A 21,792-nucleotide genomic window follows, 5' to 3' on the forward strand; every position below is an offset into this window, starting at 1 on the left:
AAGCTGTGGCCCAGCAATGAAGCGGGCTGGAGAACGTCCGTCGCTGGCGACAGGCTAGATTCACACGACGAGGTCTGCAAGCTGCTAAGAAAATAAGATGCGCCGCAAGGTTGGTCATCGGATCCGTTTGCGCGAAGGGTGATACACAGCCAGTTCTTCGCGCTTGCCGATTGCCACGACTTCCACAATCACCTCTTGCTCGATGATACGGTAGACGATTCTGACGCCCTTCTTAGCCTCATAGTGCTTGTAATAGCCTGTGAGGTTGAGTCCGGCTTTATTTCCGAGATGCTCCCCGAGGAGAGGAGACGTTTCGAGCTTCTTGAGTTGCTTGGCAACAGGTTGTTTCAGAAAGCCATCGAGGCGGCGAAAGTCGTCGGCTGTATCCACCGTGAGCGTGACGTTATAGCGCAAGGCGTTGTTGCTTCACCAAGGCGTCAAGGCTGATGGATTTACGGGGCTTGCGGCCTTTTCGTTGTTGCACGAGGCGGTAGATCTCAAGATGCTCCAACAGACTAAGTGCCTCCGCCATGGTTTCGCATTCTTCGACAGGAAGGGGAATGGCCTCCAGATGATTATTTTTCACGACGGCTACGCGGCGACGGCGTTTCTCGCTCAGATCAGCCAATACTTGGCTAAAGCGCCGCGCGACTTTCGATGCGCTGAGCAGTTCGTCTTTCTTGTAAGCAACGGCCATGGTGCATCTCATAGTAATAAATTACGCGTGTGACATAGCGCATAATTGTCGTAGTCTCAACTCGTTATCAGAATACATGCAATGCCGACAAAGCAGTCCACGTCGTCACCGCCGATCCAATTGTGGTTTGTGTCTGATGCTCCGGTCAGATCACCGATGTCGGTCTGGCCTCTGCGATGGCATAGGGAGCGTGGGTGCGAACGGGATAACGGGCGACCCGACGGCGGGCGAACCTCCGATAAGACCATCCCTGGCGATCTCGGTCCAATACTAGGGCCTGTCATCAATTAAGCCATGTGATGGAGGCAGCGAGATAGATTGCGCCAAGGAAGTTGGCCGCGCGTTTGTCGTAGCGTGTAGCAATCGCGCGGAATTGTTTGAGTCTGGCAAAAAAGTTCTCGATCAGGTGCCGTGCCCTGTACAGGGCTTTATCGTATGCTCGGGTGGTTGTTCTGTTGGATTTTGGCGGGATGACGATATTCTTGCCCGCTTGTTGCAACGGCTGGATTATCCGTTCATCGGCGTCAAACGCCTTGTCGGCGAGGATCGTGTCGGCGTCGATGCCGGGAAGAAGGGCATCGGCCCCATCAAGGTCATGCGCCTGGCCTGGTGTGAGATGAAAACTCGTGGGATTGCCCAGCGCATCGCAGGTGGCGTGGATTTTCGTGGTCAATCCTCCTTTGCTGCGTCCGATCGCTTCCTGTTCGCGATGCCCCCTTTTGCGCCCGCACTGTGCTGGTGAGCACGGACGATCGTTGAATCGATCATGGCGTATCCGTTGTCGGGATCATCGGCCAGACGCTCGAACACCTGCTTCCAGACACCGCCCTTGCTCCAGCGCGTATGACGCGTGTGGATCACCCGGAAATCCCCGAACCGCTCCGGCAGATCCCGCCATGGGATCCCGGCACGGTAACGGTACAAAACAGCCTCCACAAACAGTCGGTTGTCTTTCGCTGTCACACCCACTGCGCCTTCACGCCCTGGCAGCAGTTTCTCGATCTTCTCCCATTGGTCATCACGCAACCCGTATCGTCTCACCATCCGCAGGCCCCTCCCTCGGCCTGTGGATGAGTGAATCACAACATTATGGCTCTGTGAACCCAGAAAATTAATTGATGACACGCCTTAGTTGTGCTCGTTGACCAACCCAGGAACAGATTTCTCAGTACACACGTGAATGAATCAGACGTTCCTCAAGTCTGGTACATTGAGACAGTTGAAGATATTTCTGTCTGGAGTTCACCGACACTGAGCAGGTCATGGTTCGAGGAGTGGAATCAGCGACTGGTGGCCTTGTGTCTGGGCCAAATCCACCGGGCGTTCGCCTGATGACATTCTGGCATTCTTGTCCGCTCCATGCTGAAGTAGCAGGGTTACGATTGCCTGATCGCCTCGATACGCCCCGATATGCAGGAGTGTCACTCCCCCTATTCGCGCCTGAGCGTTCACATCCGCTCCTTTTTCCAAGAGGAGCGCCACCACATCTCGTTGTCCCTCTTGTACCGCGATGAAAAGCGGTGTGACGCCGTCCTGTCTTGCGGAGTTCATTGCGGCGCCCTGTTTCAATAAGAGTGCCACGACGTCCCGATGTCCATGCTTTGCCGCCAAGAAGAGAGGGGTCACGCCGTGCTCATCGGCCGCCTGTGCGTTGACTCCCTGTCCTAGGAATGTCTCCACTCGAAGAAGATTCCCTTCGGCTGCGGCGAGTCGCAGTTTCTCTTCAGGCGCAGTTATACAACCACTCACGAGAGCGAGCGTACAGAGGGCGGACAGACCCAAATACCATGCCCAACTCATCGATAGGTGGACGTTAGCTTCTGCCATGGAGCCTGACTAGCCGGAACGTCGGCAAGAGATTAGATGCGTCGGGTTTCGAGACGATCCATCCTGGTTTTGAGCACGGAGATGTCCGTTTCGAGTGTGCGGATTCGTTGGTCGAGCTGTGAAAAAGAAAGTCGCATGAGAGCGCGCATTTCTTTGAATTCATCGCGGAATTCATCTCGGATCTCCTGCAATTCATGCCGAATGTCCGAATGGCCCTCCGCGATTTGACGGATATTACTTTGGAGTGCTTCGGCGACTACGCCAAAGTGTCGCTTAATTTCCTCAACCTGTGCATCAGTCATGGCACGCCTGTATAGCCCGAATGACCGGGAAAAGCAATACCGTAGGGAGTCACTATCCTCGATCAGGAACAGAAGGAAGCTGCTGAATGATTGTTGTCAGCCGCTCAAACTGTTCTGGAGATATGGAAGCAAATTCAAGTCCGAATTCTTGGCCGGAGACCCAGCGGACGACCGCCTGTTCGACCTCGATGGCCACTCTGGGTTCCGGGATATCGATGGAAAGCTTAACGCGTATTCCGACGAGCACGGGAATGAAGCTTTGGACTCGACAGCCTCGGATAGACAGGTCCATGGCCGTTCCTGTCCCTTCTGGAATTTCAGGCGTCGACAAGGTGCTGCGAAAATGCACAGGGTATCGGGCGCAGCGACGCTGATACATAAGGCGCCTCCTTTTTATGGAATTGCCTTTGGAACAGCTCAAGCCGCTGAATCGCTCTATCGATCGGTGTCCTCACAGGGACGCACCAACTTGGATTGAGAGGATAATGGATAGCAGGGGAAATACTCTCCTATCATCGAAAATACAACATGAACCTAGCGGTGAAGAGCCGGGAATGTCTAAGAACTGCTGAAGAGTCAACTGACGAAGCGCCATTCTTGAGTCCTTCGTCGAAGCCACTCCGTCAGCTCCTCTTGACTGGCGGTCTTCAGGAGGGAGACGCTTATTGATCTTCCGAGGTATATTCGTCCGTTAGGCGGCGACAAACGTCGTTTGCCGCCGCCTGGTTTGTTCTAACCTTAGTTCGTTGTAATGATGAGTTCCCATCCGCCTGTCATGAAACCCTGATCTTCAGCGGCGTCGTCCTTCACGAATAGTTGCCATGCGCCGTTTGGAGCTGTGCCGTTAAACGCGCCCAGGCTTGTGCCATATGGCGCCGCCGGAGCAGGGGCGCCGAACGGATCTGTCGAGCCAGAAGTCGAGGGATAATTCGTCGGGAGATACGTGCCGGAAGAAATCTGGCTACTGTTTGGTAGAGATGTTGAAACTGCGCCGTCAAAGGTGAGGTTCACATTCACCAAATCGGCTCCACTACCGGCATCGGACATGAGCATGACCTTTTGTCCTCCCGGGCCTACGAGCAGGATATCAAGGTCATCGGGATAGGTGTGGTTCAAACCATTCAGCTTCACGACTACTTTGCTGATGACACCAGACATCCCTGTCACGTTGATTGTCGAAGGATAGGGCGATCCATTCGCATTATCCGGGATAGATACGGCTGTGTGGTTTGAGAAGGTTTGCGTGCCACCGCCGGGAGGTGGTGCCCCCCCGCCGTTCACCGCCAGACGAACGCCGGTTGAATGCCAAAGCGCGCTCCCTTCGGCAGCGCTGTGAGGTAAATACCCTTCATACCAGAGAACGATGTCTTTCGCGTCGATCGATTCTCCATTGTTAAAAGGCACCTGCACATTTGGACCATAGGTCCAGCCCGTGTATTCTGATGACCTGTAGAGGCGTCCGAACACGGTGTGCTTGTCATAGTCATCAGTCGTCGGGGCAGTGGTCCCATTGGAATTGGAATCGGGAATCGTAAAGTTAGTGAACCCTGGCAACACATCCACGAACTTCCCCGTAGGCAAGTCACGAACACGCCAGCCATGGTTGACGGCGTCGGTCGCCTTGGCATCAAACTCGGTCGCCTTGGTCACATATCCGGCCGCGGTGTTCTGCTGAATCTGGTCGTTGGCGGCGTCCTTGACATCAAAATCGATCCGCCAATTGGGCCAGTGAACATGGTTCACTACACACTGCAACCCCTTACTGTAGACGTGGGCGTCAAGGATACCGTCAGTACTGAGGTAGTACACCTGGTAGATGTCGTAGTTGCCGATCATATCTCGAATGCCGATCTCATACCATTGCCGTCCATTGAGCGTAAACTCACGTTTTGCAACGAGAGCATTGCCGGCCCACGGGATGGGTGTGAGGGTGCCTCCCAGCCGGTCTGCATAGGGACCACAGGCGTTATTATCGTAGAATACGCGCATGACGGGGAAGCTTATTCGGGCGATTATAGGAAGACCCTGAAATTGCACTCCCTTCAGCGACAGGCCATCAAGCTTGCCGCTCACCTCATAAGAAAACGTCCACCCGTTCCACGTAACAGTCCCAGACGTTTGGGCCAGACTCGATACTGGGAGAGCCAAGATGCTCGTCAAAAACACACTAGCGAGAAGGATTGAACGAACAGTTCTCTGACCCATCATAGCTCCTCTCTGACTTGAAGGATCCGTTGATTAGTCAAGTCCACCCACGCCATCAGTTCAGGGGGGGCATCGTCGTGTTTGTGGAAGGAGACGTAAATGATACGAGTATCGAAAAAGCCCTTCCCTTCCGGCTTATAGGCAAGGATGCCGTATGCACGTAAGCCGGCAATCCTCTTAGAGCCTTGAGCGGTGAAGTATTTGCGCGCCAATTGTTGGGCGGCCTCAATTTCTTCGTCAGTGATCTCAGGCTGGTATTCACTGGCCGGTGTGGAGGTGACCGCTGCTATTGTGTCCTCACCGTCGAATCCAACCTCGACAGTGGCGTTCTTATCATGGCTGAAAAAGACCACCTGCTTGACCACCTTGCGAGCGTTCCTCTCCTCCTGATCATTCCCATCCCTCTCCTCGGTATCCTCCTTCTCATCCTTGTCAATTTCCGTAATACGGACGAATCGATTGCCAAGCCCCAGGATCCCCCTCTCGGCTTTCTGTGCCAGACCATCCATTCGAGCTTTTTTGATGGCGCGTTCGTTTTCCTCTTCCTTAGCGTCGGAATGGACTACGACATTGGTTATACCACGGGGCTGTGGTGGCCAGGTTAACCCTTCATGGGAATGATTATGGCTATGTCGAGGTCCTGCTTCAGCTTGATTGGTCCAGGGAAGTCCTTGGCTTCCTAGCAGGATTAGTGCTGCCCCGACCGCGACAGTTCCTGTCGTGATCAGCAGCGTCTTTGTCGTAGACGGTAATCTCATTGTTGCCCTCCCTTAATGTTCCGCAGTCATTCCGGAATAGCATGTAATGGGTATGCCATCAGCCCTCTATCAATCGTAATCAGTGGAGTGTGGTAGGTTAGTGCACAGTGACGCGTGGACATCTCCTTTTCGCAATTCGGGCGAGTGTACCCAAGCCATCACGTAGTGCGATACCCTACTTTGGTAGGGGGCATGGACAGAAGGTGTGGAAATAGCGATCGCAAGTTGAGGTCAGGGCTTGTTATGTGTATTCCGTTGAGCGAGTCATAAAGTCACAAGGTTAGCCCACTCCGCTCAAGTGTCCTGCGGGTTCCACTACCTGCGTACAACGGCTGACGCGGTTGTTTCAGGCTTCCCTGAGCATGCTAATTGTCGCGAGGACGATGAGTTCGGCTCCTCCCAGGCCGACACAGGTACGTAGCTGCTGGACGTACGTCTGATGAGTGACCGTTCGGTGTATGATCCAGTAGGCCTGGGCAATCTCAATGGTTCCTCGACGACCCTGGTGCCCGGCTCACGATTTCTGCATAGATCGCATCGGATATGACGATTTGATTAGCCGGTCGAGGTAACAAGCCGAGCGAGTCAATCTGAGCCAGTGTAATCAAGGGACTCGCGTCAAGGACGAGAATCAGGTAGGCAGAGTGATCGGAGAAGCCGCCAGCGTCCGCAGATCCTGATGAAGAGTCTCAGCGGAATAGTCAAACCTGGAATTTGATACTGTGTCAGAAAGACGAGGAAGTCACCCAATGAGATCTAGCAGCTCTTCGGCTGGTTGAAGACCGTGGGGCTGCTCGGCAAAGTCAAGCTCGACGACGTGCCGCGTGTCGGCTGGCTCTTGACCTTCGCTGTGGCGGTGTACAACCTGGTGCACGTGCGGAATCTGGTGGTGGTGGCGACCTGAGTCTCGGCATCCCTGATCCACTGGCATCGGCCCGCACGAGTTTTGCGCCGTGGGCGACCACCTCGGCGCGGATGGGTTTCGCGAAACCTTTCATTCCTGCCATATGCATGGTTCTGACCGTAGCTCTCCGACCGAACGCAATCGAACCCCGGGGGCCGTGCGGTACGAAGTCCATGAGATCCTTCCCTGCGTGCAAGGAGAATATTTTGCTCGACCGAGTTTCGCTGGTTTGTTGAAGGCGTGGCTCAGGAGCAGTCGGATTGATCGTCCCTTGTCACGATAGAAAGGATCCTGGCGACTTTCTGCGACTGATCTTGGTTTGGGCCGAATGAAGAACATCTTCGGCAGTTCTCTGGTTGTCGCTTGCGCGTTGCCAAAGTGCATATCCCATGCGCAGTCCTGGAGAAGGCCAAGACTTCAGCGAAACTCATGGATTGTATTGTATGGTCTCGGTACAGAGTGAGGAGGTCTTCGCTATTCAGCGGAAGAGCATCTCGCAGGCGGATTCGGTGGCTCGCGCCATGGCTGTGAGTTGTCGGCGAATGGTTTGATCTTCGGCCCGTGCAAATCGCGCTAAATTCACTAATTCCGGATACTCCAGCGATGTTGCCTCTTCAGATTCGATCAGATCGAGCGCGCTCGCCAAGACATCTAACATCACTCCGTTGGATGACTGGACCAATGTGCGGGCAGCTGCATCGCGATCGAGGTCACGGCGGCGTCCCGGCATATCGAGATGGGTATCGAACAACAATCCTCGCAGGACGTTCCATGTCGCATGCTTTCCGAAATTCCGTCCTTCGAATGCCATCAAGCAAAAATCCCACAGCAGGTCGACGCGTGGATCGAGAAACCGATATTCGGCCTCCAACGACGATCCGTCGAGCCGGCCTTCTTCTCGCAACCGCTTTTCGATAGGCGTTCCCACGTACGGCAAGGTCCGGCAAAATCCTGCCACGGCCCAGCCGTCTTCGGTGAAGGTTCGAAGGAAGTCCATGTTGTTGCGCGCCGTTTGCAGGGTGGACCAGGGCTCCAGCAGCATGAATCCAAAGTCGAAGCTTATGTCCAGCTGGCGCAGAATCGCTCCGGCACGAAGATGGACATCCGGTTTCAAATGCTTGTTGAGCGAGGCAAGACTCGCTTCATCTCCGCCTTCAACTCCCATGTAGACGTGGCATAATCCTGCGGCGACAAGAGACGCCAACAGATCTGCGCGGATTTCGTCCGATCGGCAGGCGATCTTCCAACGCATCTCTTGCTCCAACCCGCGACGAACGATTTCGCCGGCCACACCTTTGGCCCATGCTTTGGCCTCCGTGCCACCGGCGAGAAAGTCATCGTCTTGAAACAGAATCAGTCTGGCGCCACGCTCTCGCACCAAATGTTCCACTTCATCCACGACTTTAATGGGATTACGGCGGCGACGACCGACCGTGCCATTCGCCTCATAGAAGGTGATGATAGAACAAAATGAGCATTTCCATGGGCAGCCGCGCGACGCCAGCACCGATGCCGTAGGCAGCTCTTGCCGTCGATAGTCGATGTCGCGACGATCCGGTTCAGGAAAGTCATCGATGTGGGTGCGCCCCTGGCGAGGAGGATTGAGCACGACTGTGCCGCGGTCCAGCCAGGCAATACCAGGAATCGTCCGCCACAGGGAAGGATGCTCGACCTGTTCAACGATCTCGCGCAACGTCTCTTCGCCCTCGAAGCGAACCACGGAGTCGAGTTCCGGAATGTGCCGGAGCAATTCGGCCGGTTCGAAGGAGGCATAGTGTCCACCGATGGTGAAATGTGACTGTACGCCCGCGGCTCGCAACGCGCGAATCACCGTTGCAAATTGCGGCACCATGTATTGAAAGATGAGGGAGAATCCTACGACATCCGGTCGTTCAATTTGAATGATGCGCAGTAAAGGTCCCGGATCGCTGCCGAATGCAACGATCCGGGTGTGATGGCCATATTGCAGCAGGCGGCTGGAGAGGTACCGAATTCCAAGATTATCCTGGTCTTCATACCCGACCAGCAACACATGTCGTCCCATCGTGCTTAGGTCCGAGGCTTGGCTTTTTTGGCCAGTGCCTCCAAGGTTTTCAATACGGCCTGACCGCGCAGCAAGGTCGCTTTGGTTCCTGCGATGGTGCGCTTGAGTTCGGCCGGCTTCATTTTCCTAGCCGCACCGAGCAGACCTTCGAACGCATCGAAATCCGTAACCGTTCCGCCACGCACCACATCAAGCGACTCGCTGATCAGCTTCAGCCTAATGATATCTTCGGGCGACGGGTCTCCTTTATCGATGAATTTGCCAAGATCATATGCCCGGATGACTTCGATCAGTTTTTTGAAGATATCGATTCCAGACTTGACCGGCACGACATATCCGGCCATCAGAAAACTGCTGCTGTTTTGCGCAACCGTGAAAAATGAGGACGTCGAGTTGGCAATGCCCGTCACCCCTCCGCCGGAGGTGATGTCGTCGTCATTTTCCTCGAAGTATCCGGCGGCATCCCCACCGTACACCAGCTGCTGCCACGAGGAGAAATCCAGCAACGGGTCTCCCATGTTGCGCTGCAGATGGTCTTTCGCGTGAATCGTTGCCGCCCCCCACTGTGTTCTGACGATGTGATCGTCGCCATCACCGGGCCACGCGACCGGTGTGCCTCCCGGAGCATTGACGAAGGTGCTGCCTGGTCCATCGATGGGCGTGGGGTTGATGGGGCCGGTCCCAACCCAGTGGGCATCCACCACCACGCGAGCCTTCTCGCCCGGCCCAGTGGGTGGAATGCCGTAATAGGCTGCAGCAGGCCACTCCGACCAGTTTGTAGGATGGTTAAAGGTCCAGCGGACTTTCCGTTTCCCGGTAATGCGTCGGCCGGTATCCCAATACAGAAAAGACCGCAACGTTCCGTCGGTATCCGGTAGGGAGGGAGGCGCTGTCTGTTCGACTGTGGCGCCGGCGGCCGTAACTGTGACATCGAGCGACCCGAATGCACCAAGATCAGTCCCTTCACGAAATAGCTTTCCCTTCGTCGTAAAATGCCCCATACACTTTCCCTCCTTTTCAGATGTAGAACGCGCACGCTTCAGGCACGTACCATCAGCAACGTGATGACCTATCCTTCACCTGACCCAAAATAGACGCCCAGGGGTTTCAGTGGCTGACTTCAGAACGGTAAATAGCACTCCTTGTTTTGGTTTCAGCGAGAGGTAAATTCGCAAAAGCATGTATTCCAAAACTTAGGGTATGAATTAGCATCTCATGTTTGAGCTCACCAGAGTTGGAGTAATTTGCATCTATGTCAATAGGTCTCAATGGCTAGGGCTTGCAGAATGCGACAGAGCAGTTCACGTTTTACGATTTTCTGAGAGCGATGATATTCGAGCGTGGACGTTGATCAAGGGAAAGCAAGGAGCACGCCCTGTTCTGCGCGTTGGTCATGCACAGTTCAAGGTCCGACCCTCACTTCTCCACGCGATGACGAGTGAGATTATCTTCCGGCCAGGTCGCCTCAGCCAGTGAGACAGGAATCAAGATTTTGAAGACGACATTCCATGCGGCCGGCAAGGTTCTTTTACTGTCCTCCCTCAGCCATCAATCTCTGTTTAAGGGGCGACTGCGCTGGCTTGACATCGGAAAGATGTCCACTTACCATCATTCATCTGGCTCTGTTTTTGGTCCGAGTCGATATGAACACCGTATTTCGGCGCAGACTGTCCATCGGCCTCTCGATCGTCCTGCTGTACGTAAGTGGAGTGGTCGCTGCACAGAGTGCCGAGCATGCGGTTCACCATACACATCATCAGGCGGCCATGCATGCCAGCCTGCTCTGCTCCTGGCTCTGCGCCGCAGGGCAGGCGATCGAGGCCTCTGCTGTTGGTCTACAGACCCATCAGAAGCTCTTCATCCCGACAGATCTTCACACTGCTCAGAGCCCCATTGAGCGTACCGTCCCGATTTCTCCAAGCCGCGGTCCTCCCTCACCCCGCACCTAATTGCGAAAGCTTCAGTGTGACTAAGCTGGTTGACTCTCTGCCAGGTGGCGCGGGTGCGCTGTGTGGTGCAAGCGCACTGGACTGCTCTTGTAGCTGCCAGACAGAGACCAGCCAAACGAACATGCACGGAGGAAGAGATGTACCGTCACGCGGCGATCGCGCTGATACTCGTCTGTGCCTGGGCTTGGCCCGTGGACGTACGAGGACACGGCTTCGCGGGCAAACGCTTGTTTCCTCAGACCATGTTGTTCGATGACCCGGCACCGCTTGATGAGTTCAATCTTTTTTTCGGGCATGCCAAAACGTCTGACGGGCTCACGACCAGTTACGAACTCGACGCGGCCAAGCGGATTACACCATGGTGGAGTGTGGGGTTCAGCCAGGAATTCGACCAGCTCTCTTTTGGTTCCGGCTCCACGAGTGGCTTTCAGAACTGGGCCCCTCACACCAAAGGCACGTTTTTGGTCAGTGAGCGCCATGAAACCATGATCTCGTGGGGGTTGGATTGGGACATCGGCGGGATCGGCAGTCACGCGGTCGGGGCCTCCACGCAATCGACGCTGACGCCGCAATTGTTTTTTGGCAAAGGCTTTGGCGATCTGCCCCGATCGCTTCAGTGGCTTCAGCCCTTCGCCATCACGGGGTATGTGGCCCCAAGCTTTCCGCTCCAGCAGAACCCCGTCCAAACCTTGCAAACCGGCTTCACCCTGCAATACAGCCTCCAGTACCTGAACAACTTTGTGCAGGATTTGGGGTTCCAGGGGTTCTCGAGGACCCTGGTCAGGGGCCTGGTGCCGATTGTTGAAGGCGTGTTCACCAATTGTCTGAACCAGGGCGGAGCAGCCGGGGGCGCCGGCTGTGAAGTGGTCGGCTTCATCAACCCGGGATTCTTCTGGTTTGTTCCCCACCCCTTCGAGGGCAAGGGGTACGCAATGGGACAAATCGGAGTGGAGGCGTCAATCCCAATCAACGCGCTGAGTGGCCAGAGCGTGGGGCTCTCTGTCATGTGGGGCACCTATCTGGACGATCTCTTTCCCACGAGCCTTGGCGCGCCATTATTTGCTGAACTGTTTACCACGAAGACGAAGGCTACCTACGGGAACCCCATATTTGGTCAATAGAAAAGGAGGATGCACAATGCTGCGACCGCTCATCATGCTGGCAATTCTATTCATCTGGTTGACGCCTCACTCTGTAGAGGCCCATGCTTTTGTGGAGCATGCGGAGCCCCGGGTCGGCCAACGAGTCGCCGCCTCGCCGTCGGTTGTACGGGTCTGGTTTGATCAGGGGTTGGTCGGAGGCCGAATCCGAATTGAGAATGCTGCGGGGCAAGAAATTGTCAGCAGCACCAACTGCCTCTCACCCCATGACAAATATTTACTGGAGATTGTGATCCCCCAGCCCCTCCCAGGCGGGGACTATCATGTTTACTATGAGGCTGACGACGTTCATACGCATACCACCCCAGGCGATCACTTTTTTTCCGTGGAATCCGAGGGGGCTGGCGCAAAACCCGTGACCTTGACCGAATAGCGGCTCAAGGAGCAGGGCGGGGAGGGCCTTGCGATGGAACTGCGTTGCCAGAGTCCTTGGGGCTGCCGAGTTAAAGAGAGGGTCAAGACTTGTTTTGTGCATTCCGTTGAGTGAGTCATATGTCTTGTGGCCCACTCGCTCTGCCTCGATTTTTCCGGCCCGCCCTGCCACCGCACTACGCACAGCGACGGTTGGTGTTGTTTTGGGGTTGCGCTGCACATGCTAATCGCCACTTGAACGATCGAAGATTATTCCCTGAGCGTGGTGTGTTGAAAGGACGAGTGAACCTTACTTGAGCTTATCCGGTGCCTAGACCGTATCGGATATGAAGAGTTGATCAGCCAGTTGACGTAACAACTCTTAGGCCATTGGGACACGATCTTCACCTGTATATACAACGAACCGTTTGCCGCGGAGGAAGCCGATGAGTGTCACATTGAATTCCCAGGCGAGTTGGACGGCCAGGCTGGACGGGGCCGAGACACAGGCTACGACAGGGAGCCCGGCGACCAGGGTTTTCTGGACGATTTCAAAACTTCCCCTGCTGCTCACGAGCAAAATTGATTCGTCGAGCGGCAGGCGTTTTTCCAGCAGAGCCCAACCGATCAGTTTGTCCACGGCGTTATGGCGTCCCACATCTTCCCGCACCGCAATCAATTTACCTGTCGTATCAAATAGACCCGCTGCGTGAAGCCCGCCGGTTCGGCCGAATAACGCCTGGGATGAGCGCAGGGTTTCAGGCAGAACGCACAAGACCTCCGGGGAGACACGCAGATTCGGATTGGGCCGGACGATGCCGCGCACCCGCACCGCGTCGATGGAGGCTTTCCCACAAAGACCACAGCTCGACGAGGTCAAAAAATTCCGTTGCAGCGTGGCTGGGTTGGCCCGGACACCTCGAACGAGATCCACACGGACGACATTGCGCTTATGGTTGCCGGTGGTGACTTGGCGGAGCGCGACGATTTGCTCGGCGTTCGTGATCACGCCTTCCGTCAGCAGGAATCCAGAGGCTAACTCAAGATCGTGTCCTGGTGTGCGCATGGTGATGCTGATCGGGCTGGAGCCGATGCGAATCTCAAGCGGTTCCTCTCCGACGAGATAATCCTCGAATCGAGCAACCTTGCCTTCCTGCCATTCGGTCACTCCCGTGACTTCCAGAGGGCGCACGGGGATGGTGGCCGCTACTCGCGGTTTTTTCCGTGAATCAGCGGTGGGTTTCTGAGTACGCGAAGATCGCGTAGACATGTGGTTAGCTGCCTGCCGAAACGATCTCAACCGTGGCGTTGTAGTCCGGTATGCCGCAGGGATCGAGACGGCCGGCCGGAATGACGTTGTTGGCCTCCGGCCAATAGACCTGTACTGATCCAGGTTTGACGCGCTCAAGGACGATGCGCCCACGATATTCTCCGAGCTCATTGCGCAAGATGACGGGGTCGCTCGATGTAAGCTTCAGGCGGTGGGCATCCTCTCGTGACATGAAGATCGCATCGCGAGAAGCGCCGAGAAGCGGGTCTATCTCGGCTCCGATCATGCTGTTGAATTGTTTGCCTCGTCTGGTGGTGAGAAAAAAACGCCCTTCGGGAATCGTCTCCTCGGGCAGATCGATCGGTGTGAACCGGCCTTTGCCGCCCGGGGTTTCGAACCGATCCGTCATGAGATGGGGGCCGCCGTACTGGACCTGGTCTCCCTTTTTGTAGAGCACTGCGATCCCTCTGTACGTCGGACATACTCGTTCGATCTCGTGTCTGATGTCATGGGTGTCGCGCCAGGGGAAGATCTTGGCGGCCCGCTCCGGATCGAACCGCCGAGCAACGAGGACCGGAATTTCCCATTCGTCCCTGGCCTCGCCGGGACGAGGCCCTGGTATCTCCGGACTGTAGATGATTCGTCGCTCCGTGCTTGTCTCAGTCCCACCTCCCTGTTGTTCGTAGCGTGTTCGCGAGGGGAGTAGTACCGCAATGTCTGCCGGCTCCTCCAGCATGGTAGAACTCACCACAATGTCCTGGTGCACACGAAGGCCGATGTTGCCCAATGATCGGCGCACCCGGTCCGGTTCGGGCAACGTCTCTAGAAAGTTGCCGCCACTCTGCCAAAGGACGTCGATCTCGCCACGTTCTGCCGCTAGTATCATGTGTGACGCTCCCAGACCCTTCCATGAAGGAGGCTGGAAGCCCCAAAATTCTGGCATGGCAAACAGAGCTGCGTTCTGGTCGCTGACCGGATAATCCATTGAATAGGCGTTCGGCATGGCGCCCATCTCAGCGCCGCCCTGGACTCCGCTGTGTCCACGGATCGGCATGAGGCCCGTGTGTGGCCGCCCCACGTTCCCGCATGCAAGCTGCAGATTCACGATTGCCTTGACGTTGTCGGTCCCGTACCGATGCTGCGTGACCCCCATACTCCACACGATGATGGCATGACGGGCCTTCCTGAACGTCTGCGCGAAGCGGTACATGTCGTTGCGAGTCACACCCGCACCCCGTTCGAGGCTCTCCCAGGACAGATCGCACACTTTTGATTGAAGGTCTTCCCAGCCGACAGTGCGGGCTGCGATAAAATTGTGATCCAACCAGCTCTGTTCAATCAGATGTTTCAGTACGCCGTAGAAGAACGGAATATCTCCGCCGACATGAATATGAAAAAAGTCGTCGGCCAGTTTCGTGCCGAACAGGGCGCTCTCCGCGACCGAGGGAATCCAATAACGCTCCATTCCCGGCTCGACGAAGGGATTCACAACCACGATTTTCGTGCCGGCTTTCTTCGCATGGTAGAGGTATTTCAATGTCACCGGCTGATTGTTGGCCGGGTTGGCGCCGACAAACACCAGGAGATCGGTCCCGATCCAATCCCGGTAGGAACAGGTTGTGGCTGAGCAGCCGATCGTTTCCTTGAGCGCTGCCGTACTGGGCGCGTGGCAGATGCGCGCACTCGTGTCGATATGGTTTGTGCCGATGAAGCGGGCTACTTTTTGATGGGCGTAGTAGGCCTCGTTCGTCAAGCCACGGGCGGTGAGGAACCATCCGAGACGGTGAGGATCAGTGACATGCAGTCGTTCGGCGATCAGACGAAGCGCCTCATCCCAAGAAACCGGCCGAAAGCCTCTGTCTCTCCGATGACGGATCATCGGGACGCAGAGTCGTCCGAGCTTCCGTAATGCCTTGCCTTTCATGGCGCGCAGCGGAGCCACGTCCTCCAGGCAATGCCAGTTCATGGCCGGCATCGTGTTGAGCCGGAGAAGTTGCAGCCGAACCCAGCAGAGGTGCAGGTCCTTCATGGTCCAGTCGTGCATGCCCGTGGTGCCGAGTGAGCACCCGTCACAGCAGCCGTCGCGTAGGATGCGGTAGGCATAGGCGAGGTTGTCGCGGTTTTCCCAGGCTGCGTCGAGAATGTCCTTGTAGTTGTTCGGATGTTGTTGATCGAGCCCGAAGGGGATCAGGCTGACCCAGTTTCTTTGAACTGTTCTCTTACCTGATGCGCGTTCGTCTGCCATGACGATCAGCTTCCTTCTTTGGGGACCTGTATTGTAGCATTCCTTCAATAGACAAGGCTTCCCCCGCTGGTCTCGAAGCGTCGGTCCTCAGAAAATGAACGATACACGATACAAGGGCTGCCCTACTTTTATCACATGTGTCAATGCCGGGCTTCTATGGCGATTCCAGAGCCAAAATTCTGAATAAACAGTTGCACCATCATGCGCCAATGGCGTAGCATCTTTCATGCGATTCATTGAGACCTCGGTATTTACGGCCTCTATGCATCGCCATTTGGATGAGGAAGCCTATCGTGCGCTTCAGGTGGCACTGCTGCTCCGTCCCACGCAAGGTCCCGTTATTCAGGGCGGAGCAGGACTGCGCAAGTTGCGCTGGGCTGTTCCAGGACGAGGGAAACGAGGGGGCGTCCGCCTGATCTATTATTGGGAACCAGAAAGTCAGACATTCTACATGCTGTATTTCTACGCAAAGAACGAGCAAGAAGACCTCACGTCACAACAGCTAAAGATTTTGGCCAAGCTCGTTAGGGAGGAATTCAAATGAAACACGCGGCGTTTCAAGAGCTGTTGAGAAGTATCAAGCAAGCCGGGAGGATTCGACGGGGCCGGCTTAAGCCGGCGCGCGTCACCATGTTTCGACCGGCGGATGTGAAAAGCATCCGTGAAAAACTCAACGCGTCGCAGACACAGTTTGCCCTCATGATCGGTGTCAGCGTCGCAACGTTGCGCAACTGGGAGCAGGGGCGCCGCACTCCCGATGGCCCGGCCCTCGCCCTGCTGCGTGTGGCAGCGCGCAATCCACGTGCAGTGGCCGAAGCGCTCCATCGAGAATCGCGCCAAGGAGCGGCGTAAGGGTGAGAGAAGAGTCGGTGAAGGTGGCGTCTGCCCGATGGTGCGACGGTGATGGATGCGAGACCGAACCTGCACCCCTGCGCCATGCACAGTTCAAGGTCAGACCCGAGCTTCTATTGAAAAGGCTGTTATGCTGGTCCGCATAAGAACCCGTGATAAACGTTCAAAGTAGGGGTCAAGTCTTGTCTTGTGCATTCCGTTGAGCGAATCATAAGATGGAATAGCCACTAACGCCGACGAGCACTGGAGCGGGAGCTCATTCGCCTGGATCTGGCGCCTTGTCGTGTGGCGAGCCACTTCTGAAAGGATGCCTGGCTTTCTCCCGACGGTTTGCCGGCCAAGAGCCCATCGACTCCGATGTCTTCGTCGAGCAGGTCCCAATGAATGCCGCGACCTCGCCCGATCAACCTCCAGCGTTTTCGTTCTGCTTGGGTCGCATGGACTAAGCGAGGGAACCAATCGAGGGGAACGGATAAGCTTCGTCCATCGCTCAGTTCGACGGTCAACGTGTCGTTCGTGATGGTGACAGATTCTGCTGTGGACGCAGCCATCTCAATCGCCAAAGTAGTCATGCCAGATCTCCAGAAATCGGTCCTGAGTAAACTGAACGAGCTGCCGAATCCGATTTAATTCCGCACGAGGAAACCCACCGCTTTCTTGTAGTCTGACGGGTACAAGCCAAAACTTGGCTACCTTGTCCGCTTGCCGTTCATCCTGAGGTACCGTGCCGCCCAGATGGTGGGGGTTCCCACATCGCAGCAGAAAATGGCGTCGGCGGCTGCAAGCTCATCGAGCACCTTGGCGATGTATTGAGGATGGATCGGCTTTCGCCCAGGCTCTCCCGATGCCAGCTCGTCAAGCTCTTTGCGCGTCGTGTGATAATGTTGCAGCGCATTTTTCAGGTGCCGATCATCGCTCTTCTGTTTCAGCCTGGGCGATAAGGCGGCGAGCGTAGCGTTGACATCGCCGATCAATCCCAGATCCACCCTAGTTCACCGACCGATCTGCTCGCCACAGAGATCAATTTGCACGACGGTGGCGTGATCTGGATAAAATTGCTGGTAAGGGAAGTCGGTGCCGAGCATCAACAATGTCTCGTAGTCCATCATGGCATGGTAGCCGGAGGCAAAGCCCAGCAACCCCGTCATTGACTTTCGCTCTCAAGTCTCGATCAGCTCTCACCCGTCTTGTCATCGCCTGATTGATCGTTAGGTAGATTCGTTGCGAGGGGAGAATGGGCCTCAACTTCACATTCTTCCTGGTTGATTTCAATGTTTCGGATTGCGCCGGCTCGGATTCTCGGTTAGGGCTCAATGCCCATGCCCACGCCGAGACCGATTGCGCCCGCAAGAGATCATGCCGGGTGACCGAGTACGCGACCACGCCGTCGCGCTCGACCGGGAGGCTCACGACTCGATGTTTCTCCATCATTTTCGCTGCGCCGGGAATTGTCGTCGACGGAGTGATCGCCAGCCGGTCCTTCCGCATGATCTGTTCGGCCGACAGCTGGTTCAGATCATGGCCCGCATCGAGCGCTTTCATGGCATCCAATTCATTGATGAATCCGAGATACGTACCATCGACATCCACTACCGGCGCGCCGGCCGTGTGGGTCGACAACAACGCCAGCGCGATGTCCATGCCGTTCTGTCCGGTGTGAAATACCAACGGATTGGTGGCGTCGATCTGACCGACGGTCTTGAGCCCGCCTACTGGCACACCTTCCATGGCCATGAGATCCTCCTTGGTGATTGTTGAAAGGCATCGTTGATCGGTTTGTTGATGTCGCACCGATGCAGTCGTTCCGGCCCATCACGGACGCCTCTGAGGCCCTCCGTCTCGGACTTCCACTGTAGTCATTTCAGGCCCACGATTGAGCCGCCTTGGTGCCACGGACCAAGGCAAGCTCAGATTCGACGTTGAAGCGATCCATGGGGATCGACGCTCCGTCGCGCGCTGCCGCGATTCACCGCTTGATGTACAACAGTCCGCCGATGTGCTTCGGATCGACGTGGCGATAGTACGCACCTACACCGACAGGACGACGAGTCGTGCCAATCCATTGCATGCTAGAAAACGTTTCTTCTCGGAGTGCTGTTGAGTCCACATCTTTGTGCCCTCCCTTTTGACAGATCCGCGTACATTCAGAGATTCTTTCTGAGCCGGACGACTTTTCCCCACAGTGCATCCTCCTTCGCCACCGGAATGTCGTCATACTTCCGGTTCAGCGGATGGGGAATGCAGTGGGTGCCGATGCGTTTCACTTGACGAAGCAGCATGGATTCCGAGTCTCCATCCCGATGGTGCGCGATCACATAGTCGTTAGGTTTCCACTCGAGGTCGGGATTGACAAAAATCATTTCCTCTTTGCTGAACAGAGGCTCCATCGAATCATCTTGGACTTTCACGGCGAAGGTGTACGCCCCGGACACGTCGGTCGCCTCGATCATCGCCTCGGCTTGGAGGAACTCAGGAAGGGTTTTCATTGTTACGACCTGGCCTATTTGATCCCAGCGCAGCAGGGGAAACTTTTGGATGTGACCCGCTGCGGAGTGAAGAGTTTTGACCGGCAATCCAACCGTCGTTCGTGCGTTCGGTGACACACCGGTGCGCAAGAAGTCTGCGTCCATCCGGAAATACTTCGCAAATTTCTCCCAGACCGCAGGATCGTCCAGAGTTTTGTTGGCAAGAATATTGGCGATTGTCCGGAAAGGGACTCCGACCAGCGAGGCTAATTCCTTTTCCGTCAAACCCTCGCCTAATTCCCTGTGGATGAGGCCTTTGAGATTCAAGATAAAGGTCCCTCCCTGACTCGATGGCGACATTCAGCAGCTGAAGTAACAAACTACAGATCCGCGCAGTCAGTCCTTTTCATTTCACGAGCTCCTGCGATTCGACATCCTGAGCTGCCCTCAAAGTCTTACAGATTTCACAGTCTCGCGCTATCAGGAAAAAGGCGGTTCGTTTGTTGAATTGGACGACAAGGATCCTGTCGTTTTATAAAGGACAACGATGGAGAGGCGAGACAGACACGCAGCGAGGACGATCAGGGTGCACGATCACATCAAAATGCCGTCACGTCCGCTTGGATGTTGTTTGGATTCGTAGCCGTTACCTCGAAAGCTTCTGCCACCGTTGCACATATTCTTGAACTGCCGTGACAAACGCCGCATGACTCCAGGTCAAAGGGGAAACCGAAAGAGGGACACCGGAGTAGGGGTGAATCTGTTCCGAGAACACTCCCGAAGGCAGAGCATGACGGGCGCACCATTCGAATAGCGGCAGCGCTCTTTTCAGGTCTTCCTTGCTGTTTGCCGTTGCAATGAGCCACTGAGCCAGCCAGAGCGTGCAGATGAACCAGGAATTTCCAGGAACGTTCTCAAGATCCTGACTCTGCCGGTGATAGTAATCGCCCTCGTACCGAGCCATGCCGCCGATGTTGGTCTTCACCCGGAGGCGTTCTTGCACAGCCTTCATGGTCTGCACGATACGCGGATCGTCCGGTGGAAACATGCCGAAATACCACAGCCCGAACAGCGATGAATCAAGAGTTTCATCGATGGTCCAGTTTTCATCCGAGGCTCGATTCGCCATCCTGACAAAACGATTCAATTCCGGGCGATAGAGAATGTTTTCCACTCCTTCCTTGATTTGGTCGGCCGCACCGGTGTAACGCCCGGCGAGCGCCTCTTCTCCGAAGGCGTTTGCGAACCGAGCAGCAGCGATGAGACCGCCCCACACGGCTCCGCAGGTAAAGCCCAAGACGCCGCGCCGTTCCTCCCAGAGGTCGTAGGAAGATAACGGCAATCCCGTGGCTGCATCGCGATAATTCGCCATGAAGTCCGCGGCGCGGACGATCAGCGACCGGTACAGCGGCTTGATGTACTCGACATTTTTCCACGTCTCGAACCGGTTCCAGAGGGCCCAGAGGACGAGGGCGGTCTCATCCTCCTGAATCGGCAACTCCTTCCGTCCGTCGCGCACCCATGGATGCCAGCTCGAGGCCAACGTGCCGTCCGGATTGTATTTGTGGAGCAAATATCCCTCTTTGGTCAGGACCCGATCGCAGAAGAGATAGAAGGGACGCGCGACTTCCAGGAATCCTGCCAAGTCCAGCGCATACGCGACCATCGCGCCGTCGCGAGGCCACATGTAAGAATAGGTATCGCGCACTTCAGAGGCGATGTCGGAGTCATTGGCGGCAACGATGGCGCCATCGTTGTCGATCTGCGTGCGTATGATGAGCAGACTCAGGCAGTAGAGTCGACAAATCTCAACCGGCAGATCCGCGAAGTCCGGCCGGTGTGCGTCCAGCCAGAGCTGCCAGTACGAGGCGGTTCGATCGATAAACGTCCAAGGACCACGGTGACGCACAGACCGGTTGAGTCGTGTCACCTCGTCAAAGTTTGAGCCGACCGCCAGCCAGTAGTACGCGGTTTTCGCGGCGTGGGCCGGCACAATGAGATGGACTGCTATGGTGGAATCGACCGATCCTTGCGCGATCGGGTTCCCGGAGAGCAGACCATCTTCTGCGTCCTTCCATGTGCCCTTCAGATTGTTGACCTCCTTGTGCCCGCAGGCCCATTGATGGAGGCCGATGTGCCAACCCTGGACGGAATCCGGCACATCCTCCGGTCGTTTGCCCGGCACAGCCGCGTTGATGAGGAACCATCGTGAGCCCTTGTAATGGTAGATCGCCCGGCGCTCCGGTTCATAGTAAGCCGTGTCGCCTAGCTCGTGTCCTGAGATATGAAAGTCATGATGAAAAAACAGCCGCACCTCGCGGTCACGGTCTGCCGCGTTTCTGACTTCGATACGACGAAGGTAGAGATTCTCGTGAAAGTCGACGGCGTCCTGACAACTCACATCGAGTTGGAGATCCGGATGGGAGAGGTCGACCTGTGTCACCAGCGTTTCATGGGAATACCGCAGCCGCCGACTCCAGCGCGGATCGTCCAGCCACACGAACCGCCCATCGACCCAGATGCCGAAACGGCAAACATGCCCGTCGGTATGATTCTCCAAACCAACATGCGGCCAATAGAGATCGCGAAGCTGATAGGTACCGTCGAAGTTGAGGAGCAGTGACCCATTGCCAAGAGGCAGATCACGCGGCACGTGACGTCCCTTTCTCCACGCATTCCTGTCGATCGGAATGAGCCGATAGGGTAGGGGCCTATTTACGCATCTCTTCACGGTTGCGTGCAAGTGGCCGACGTATGAGGCCG

At 55.9% G+C, this 21,792-nt stretch carries 22 protein-coding genes; 5 read left to right on the top strand and 17 right to left on the bottom strand.

Annotated elements, in window-relative coordinates; all coding sequences use genetic code 11:
• Positions 1-114 precede the first annotated feature (114 nt).
• The 10 genes from P0120_12630 to P0120_12675 form a co-directional block, all read right to left on the bottom strand.
• The gene (locus P0120_12630; GenBank protein ID MDF0675164.1) at positions 115-414 is read right to left on the bottom strand and encodes a type II toxin-antitoxin system RelE/ParE family toxin; all 300 of its coding nucleotides are present in this window, start codon (positions 412-414) and stop codon (positions 115-117) included.
• Positions 404-697 (bottom strand): hypothetical protein, encoded by a 294-nt coding sequence (locus P0120_12635; GenBank protein ID MDF0675165.1) that lies wholly within the window; start codon positions 695-697, stop codon positions 404-406. Before P0120_12635 ends, P0120_12630 begins: the two co-directional genes overlap by 11 nt.
• 283 nt (positions 698-980) lie before the next feature.
• A protein-coding gene (locus P0120_12640) for an IS5 family transposase (GenBank protein ID MDF0675166.1) occupies positions 981-1,738 on the bottom strand; the annotation gives its coding sequence in 2 pieces (ribosomal slippage) (positions 981-1,406 and positions 1,409-1,738; 756 coding nt in all).
• A gap of 219 nt (positions 1,739-1,957) precedes the next feature.
• On the bottom strand, positions 1,958-2,524 hold the full coding sequence (locus P0120_12645; GenBank protein ID MDF0675167.1) for an ankyrin repeat domain-containing protein: 567 nt from the start codon (positions 2,522-2,524) through the stop codon (positions 1,958-1,960).
• Positions 2,525-2,556: 32 nt separating this feature from the next.
• Positions 2,557-2,826: a hypothetical protein gene (locus tag P0120_12650; protein MDF0675168.1), complete on the bottom strand. Its 270-nt coding sequence runs from the start codon at positions 2,824-2,826 to the stop codon at positions 2,557-2,559.
• A gap of 52 nt (positions 2,827-2,878) precedes the next feature.
• Positions 2,879-3,205: a PilZ domain-containing protein gene (locus tag P0120_12655; GenBank protein MDF0675169.1), complete on the bottom strand. Its 327-nt coding sequence runs from the start codon at positions 3,203-3,205 to the stop codon at positions 2,879-2,881.
• 359 nt (positions 3,206-3,564) lie between these two features.
• Positions 3,565-5,034 (bottom strand): hypothetical protein, encoded by a 1,470-nt coding sequence (locus P0120_12660; GenBank protein MDF0675170.1) that lies wholly within the window; start codon positions 5,032-5,034, stop codon positions 3,565-3,567.
• Complete coding sequence (locus P0120_12665; protein ID MDF0675171.1) at positions 5,031-5,540, bottom strand: hypothetical protein; 510 nt, start codon at positions 5,538-5,540, stop codon at positions 5,031-5,033. Before P0120_12665 ends, P0120_12660 begins: the two co-directional genes overlap by 4 nt.
• A gap of 1,631 nt (positions 5,541-7,171) precedes the next feature.
• The gene (locus P0120_12670; protein MDF0675172.1) at positions 7,172-8,737 is read right to left on the bottom strand and encodes a radical SAM protein; all 1,566 of its coding nucleotides are present in this window, start codon (positions 8,735-8,737) and stop codon (positions 7,172-7,174) included.
• Positions 8,738-8,742: 5 nt separating this feature from the next.
• Complete coding sequence (locus P0120_12675; GenBank protein MDF0675173.1) at positions 8,743-9,738, bottom strand: hypothetical protein; 996 nt, start codon at positions 9,736-9,738, stop codon at positions 8,743-8,745.
• Between the two features lie 642 nt (positions 9,739-10,380).
• On the opposite strand from P0120_12675, the gene P0120_12680 reads away from it, so the two are divergent.
• The 3 genes from P0120_12680 to P0120_12690 all read left to right on the top strand — a co-directional run bounded on the left by P0120_12680 (position 10,381) and on the right by P0120_12690 (position 12,219).
• Complete coding sequence (locus P0120_12680; protein ID MDF0675174.1) at positions 10,381-10,686, top strand: hypothetical protein; 306 nt, start codon at positions 10,381-10,383, stop codon at positions 10,684-10,686.
• 137 nt (positions 10,687-10,823) lie between these two features.
• Positions 10,824-11,807, top strand: a complete 984-nt coding sequence (locus P0120_12685; protein MDF0675175.1) for a hypothetical protein — start codon at positions 10,824-10,826, stop codon at positions 11,805-11,807.
• Positions 11,808-11,823: 16 nt separating this feature from the next.
• Positions 11,824-12,219: a copper resistance protein CopC gene (locus P0120_12690; GenBank protein MDF0675176.1), complete on the top strand. Its 396-nt coding sequence runs from the start codon at positions 11,824-11,826 to the stop codon at positions 12,217-12,219.
• A gap of 360 nt (positions 12,220-12,579) precedes the next feature.
• On the opposite strand, the gene fdhD is transcribed toward P0120_12690, so the two are convergent.
• Entirely contained in the window at positions 12,580-13,467 is an 888-nt protein-coding gene (gene fdhD, locus P0120_12695) for a formate dehydrogenase accessory sulfurtransferase FdhD (GenBank protein MDF0675177.1), read from the bottom strand.
• A gap of 4 nt (positions 13,468-13,471) precedes the next feature.
• Positions 13,472-15,712: an FdhF/YdeP family oxidoreductase gene (locus tag P0120_12700; protein ID MDF0675178.1), complete on the bottom strand. Its 2,241-nt coding sequence runs from the start codon at positions 15,710-15,712 to the stop codon at positions 13,472-13,474.
• A 226-nt stretch (positions 15,713-15,938) separates the two neighbouring features.
• Here P0120_12700 and P0120_12705 point away from each other — a divergent pair, with 226 nt between their 5' ends.
• Together P0120_12705 and nadS are read left to right on the top strand one after the other, a co-directional pair.
• Complete coding sequence (locus tag P0120_12705; GenBank protein ID MDF0675179.1) at positions 15,939-16,256, top strand: type II toxin-antitoxin system RelE/ParE family toxin; 318 nt, start codon at positions 15,939-15,941, stop codon at positions 16,254-16,256.
• A complete protein-coding gene (gene nadS / locus P0120_12710; protein MDF0675180.1) occupies positions 16,253-16,564 on the top strand; it encodes a NadS family protein in 312 nt (103 codons plus the stop codon). The genes P0120_12705 and nadS overlap by 4 nt, the downstream gene beginning before the upstream one ends.
• Positions 16,565-16,791: 227 nt before the next feature.
• Here nadS and P0120_12715 read toward each other — a convergent pair whose 3' ends face one another.
• The 5 genes from P0120_12715 to P0120_12735 form a co-directional block, all read right to left on the bottom strand.
• On the bottom strand, positions 16,792-17,136 hold the full coding sequence (locus P0120_12715; GenBank protein ID MDF0675181.1) for a DUF2442 domain-containing protein: 345 nt from the start codon (positions 17,134-17,136) through the stop codon (positions 16,792-16,794).
• A 117-nt stretch (positions 17,137-17,253) separates the two neighbouring features.
• Positions 17,254-17,550 carry a hypothetical protein gene (locus P0120_12720; GenBank protein MDF0675182.1) on the bottom strand — a complete coding sequence of 99 codons (297 nt, stop codon included), beginning with the start codon at positions 17,548-17,550 and terminating at the stop codon, positions 17,254-17,256.
• 34 nt (positions 17,551-17,584) lie between these two features.
• Positions 17,585-18,298: a CBS domain-containing protein gene (locus tag P0120_12725; protein ID MDF0675183.1), complete on the bottom strand. Its 714-nt coding sequence runs from the start codon at positions 18,296-18,298 to the stop codon at positions 17,585-17,587.
• A gap of 410 nt (positions 18,299-18,708) precedes the next feature.
• Positions 18,709-19,356 (bottom strand): XRE family transcriptional regulator, encoded by a 648-nt coding sequence (locus P0120_12730; GenBank protein MDF0675184.1) that lies wholly within the window; start codon positions 19,354-19,356, stop codon positions 18,709-18,711.
• 319 nt (positions 19,357-19,675) lie between these two features.
• Complete coding sequence (locus tag P0120_12735; protein MDF0675185.1) at positions 19,676-21,682, bottom strand: glycoside hydrolase family 15 protein; 2,007 nt, start codon at positions 21,680-21,682, stop codon at positions 19,676-19,678.
• Positions 21,683-21,792: the final 110 nt, after the last annotated feature.

Source organism: Nitrospira sp., from assembly GCA_029194675.1.
In the GTDB taxonomy this organism is placed as follows: domain Bacteria; phylum Nitrospirota; class Nitrospiria; order Nitrospirales; family Nitrospiraceae; genus Nitrospira_D.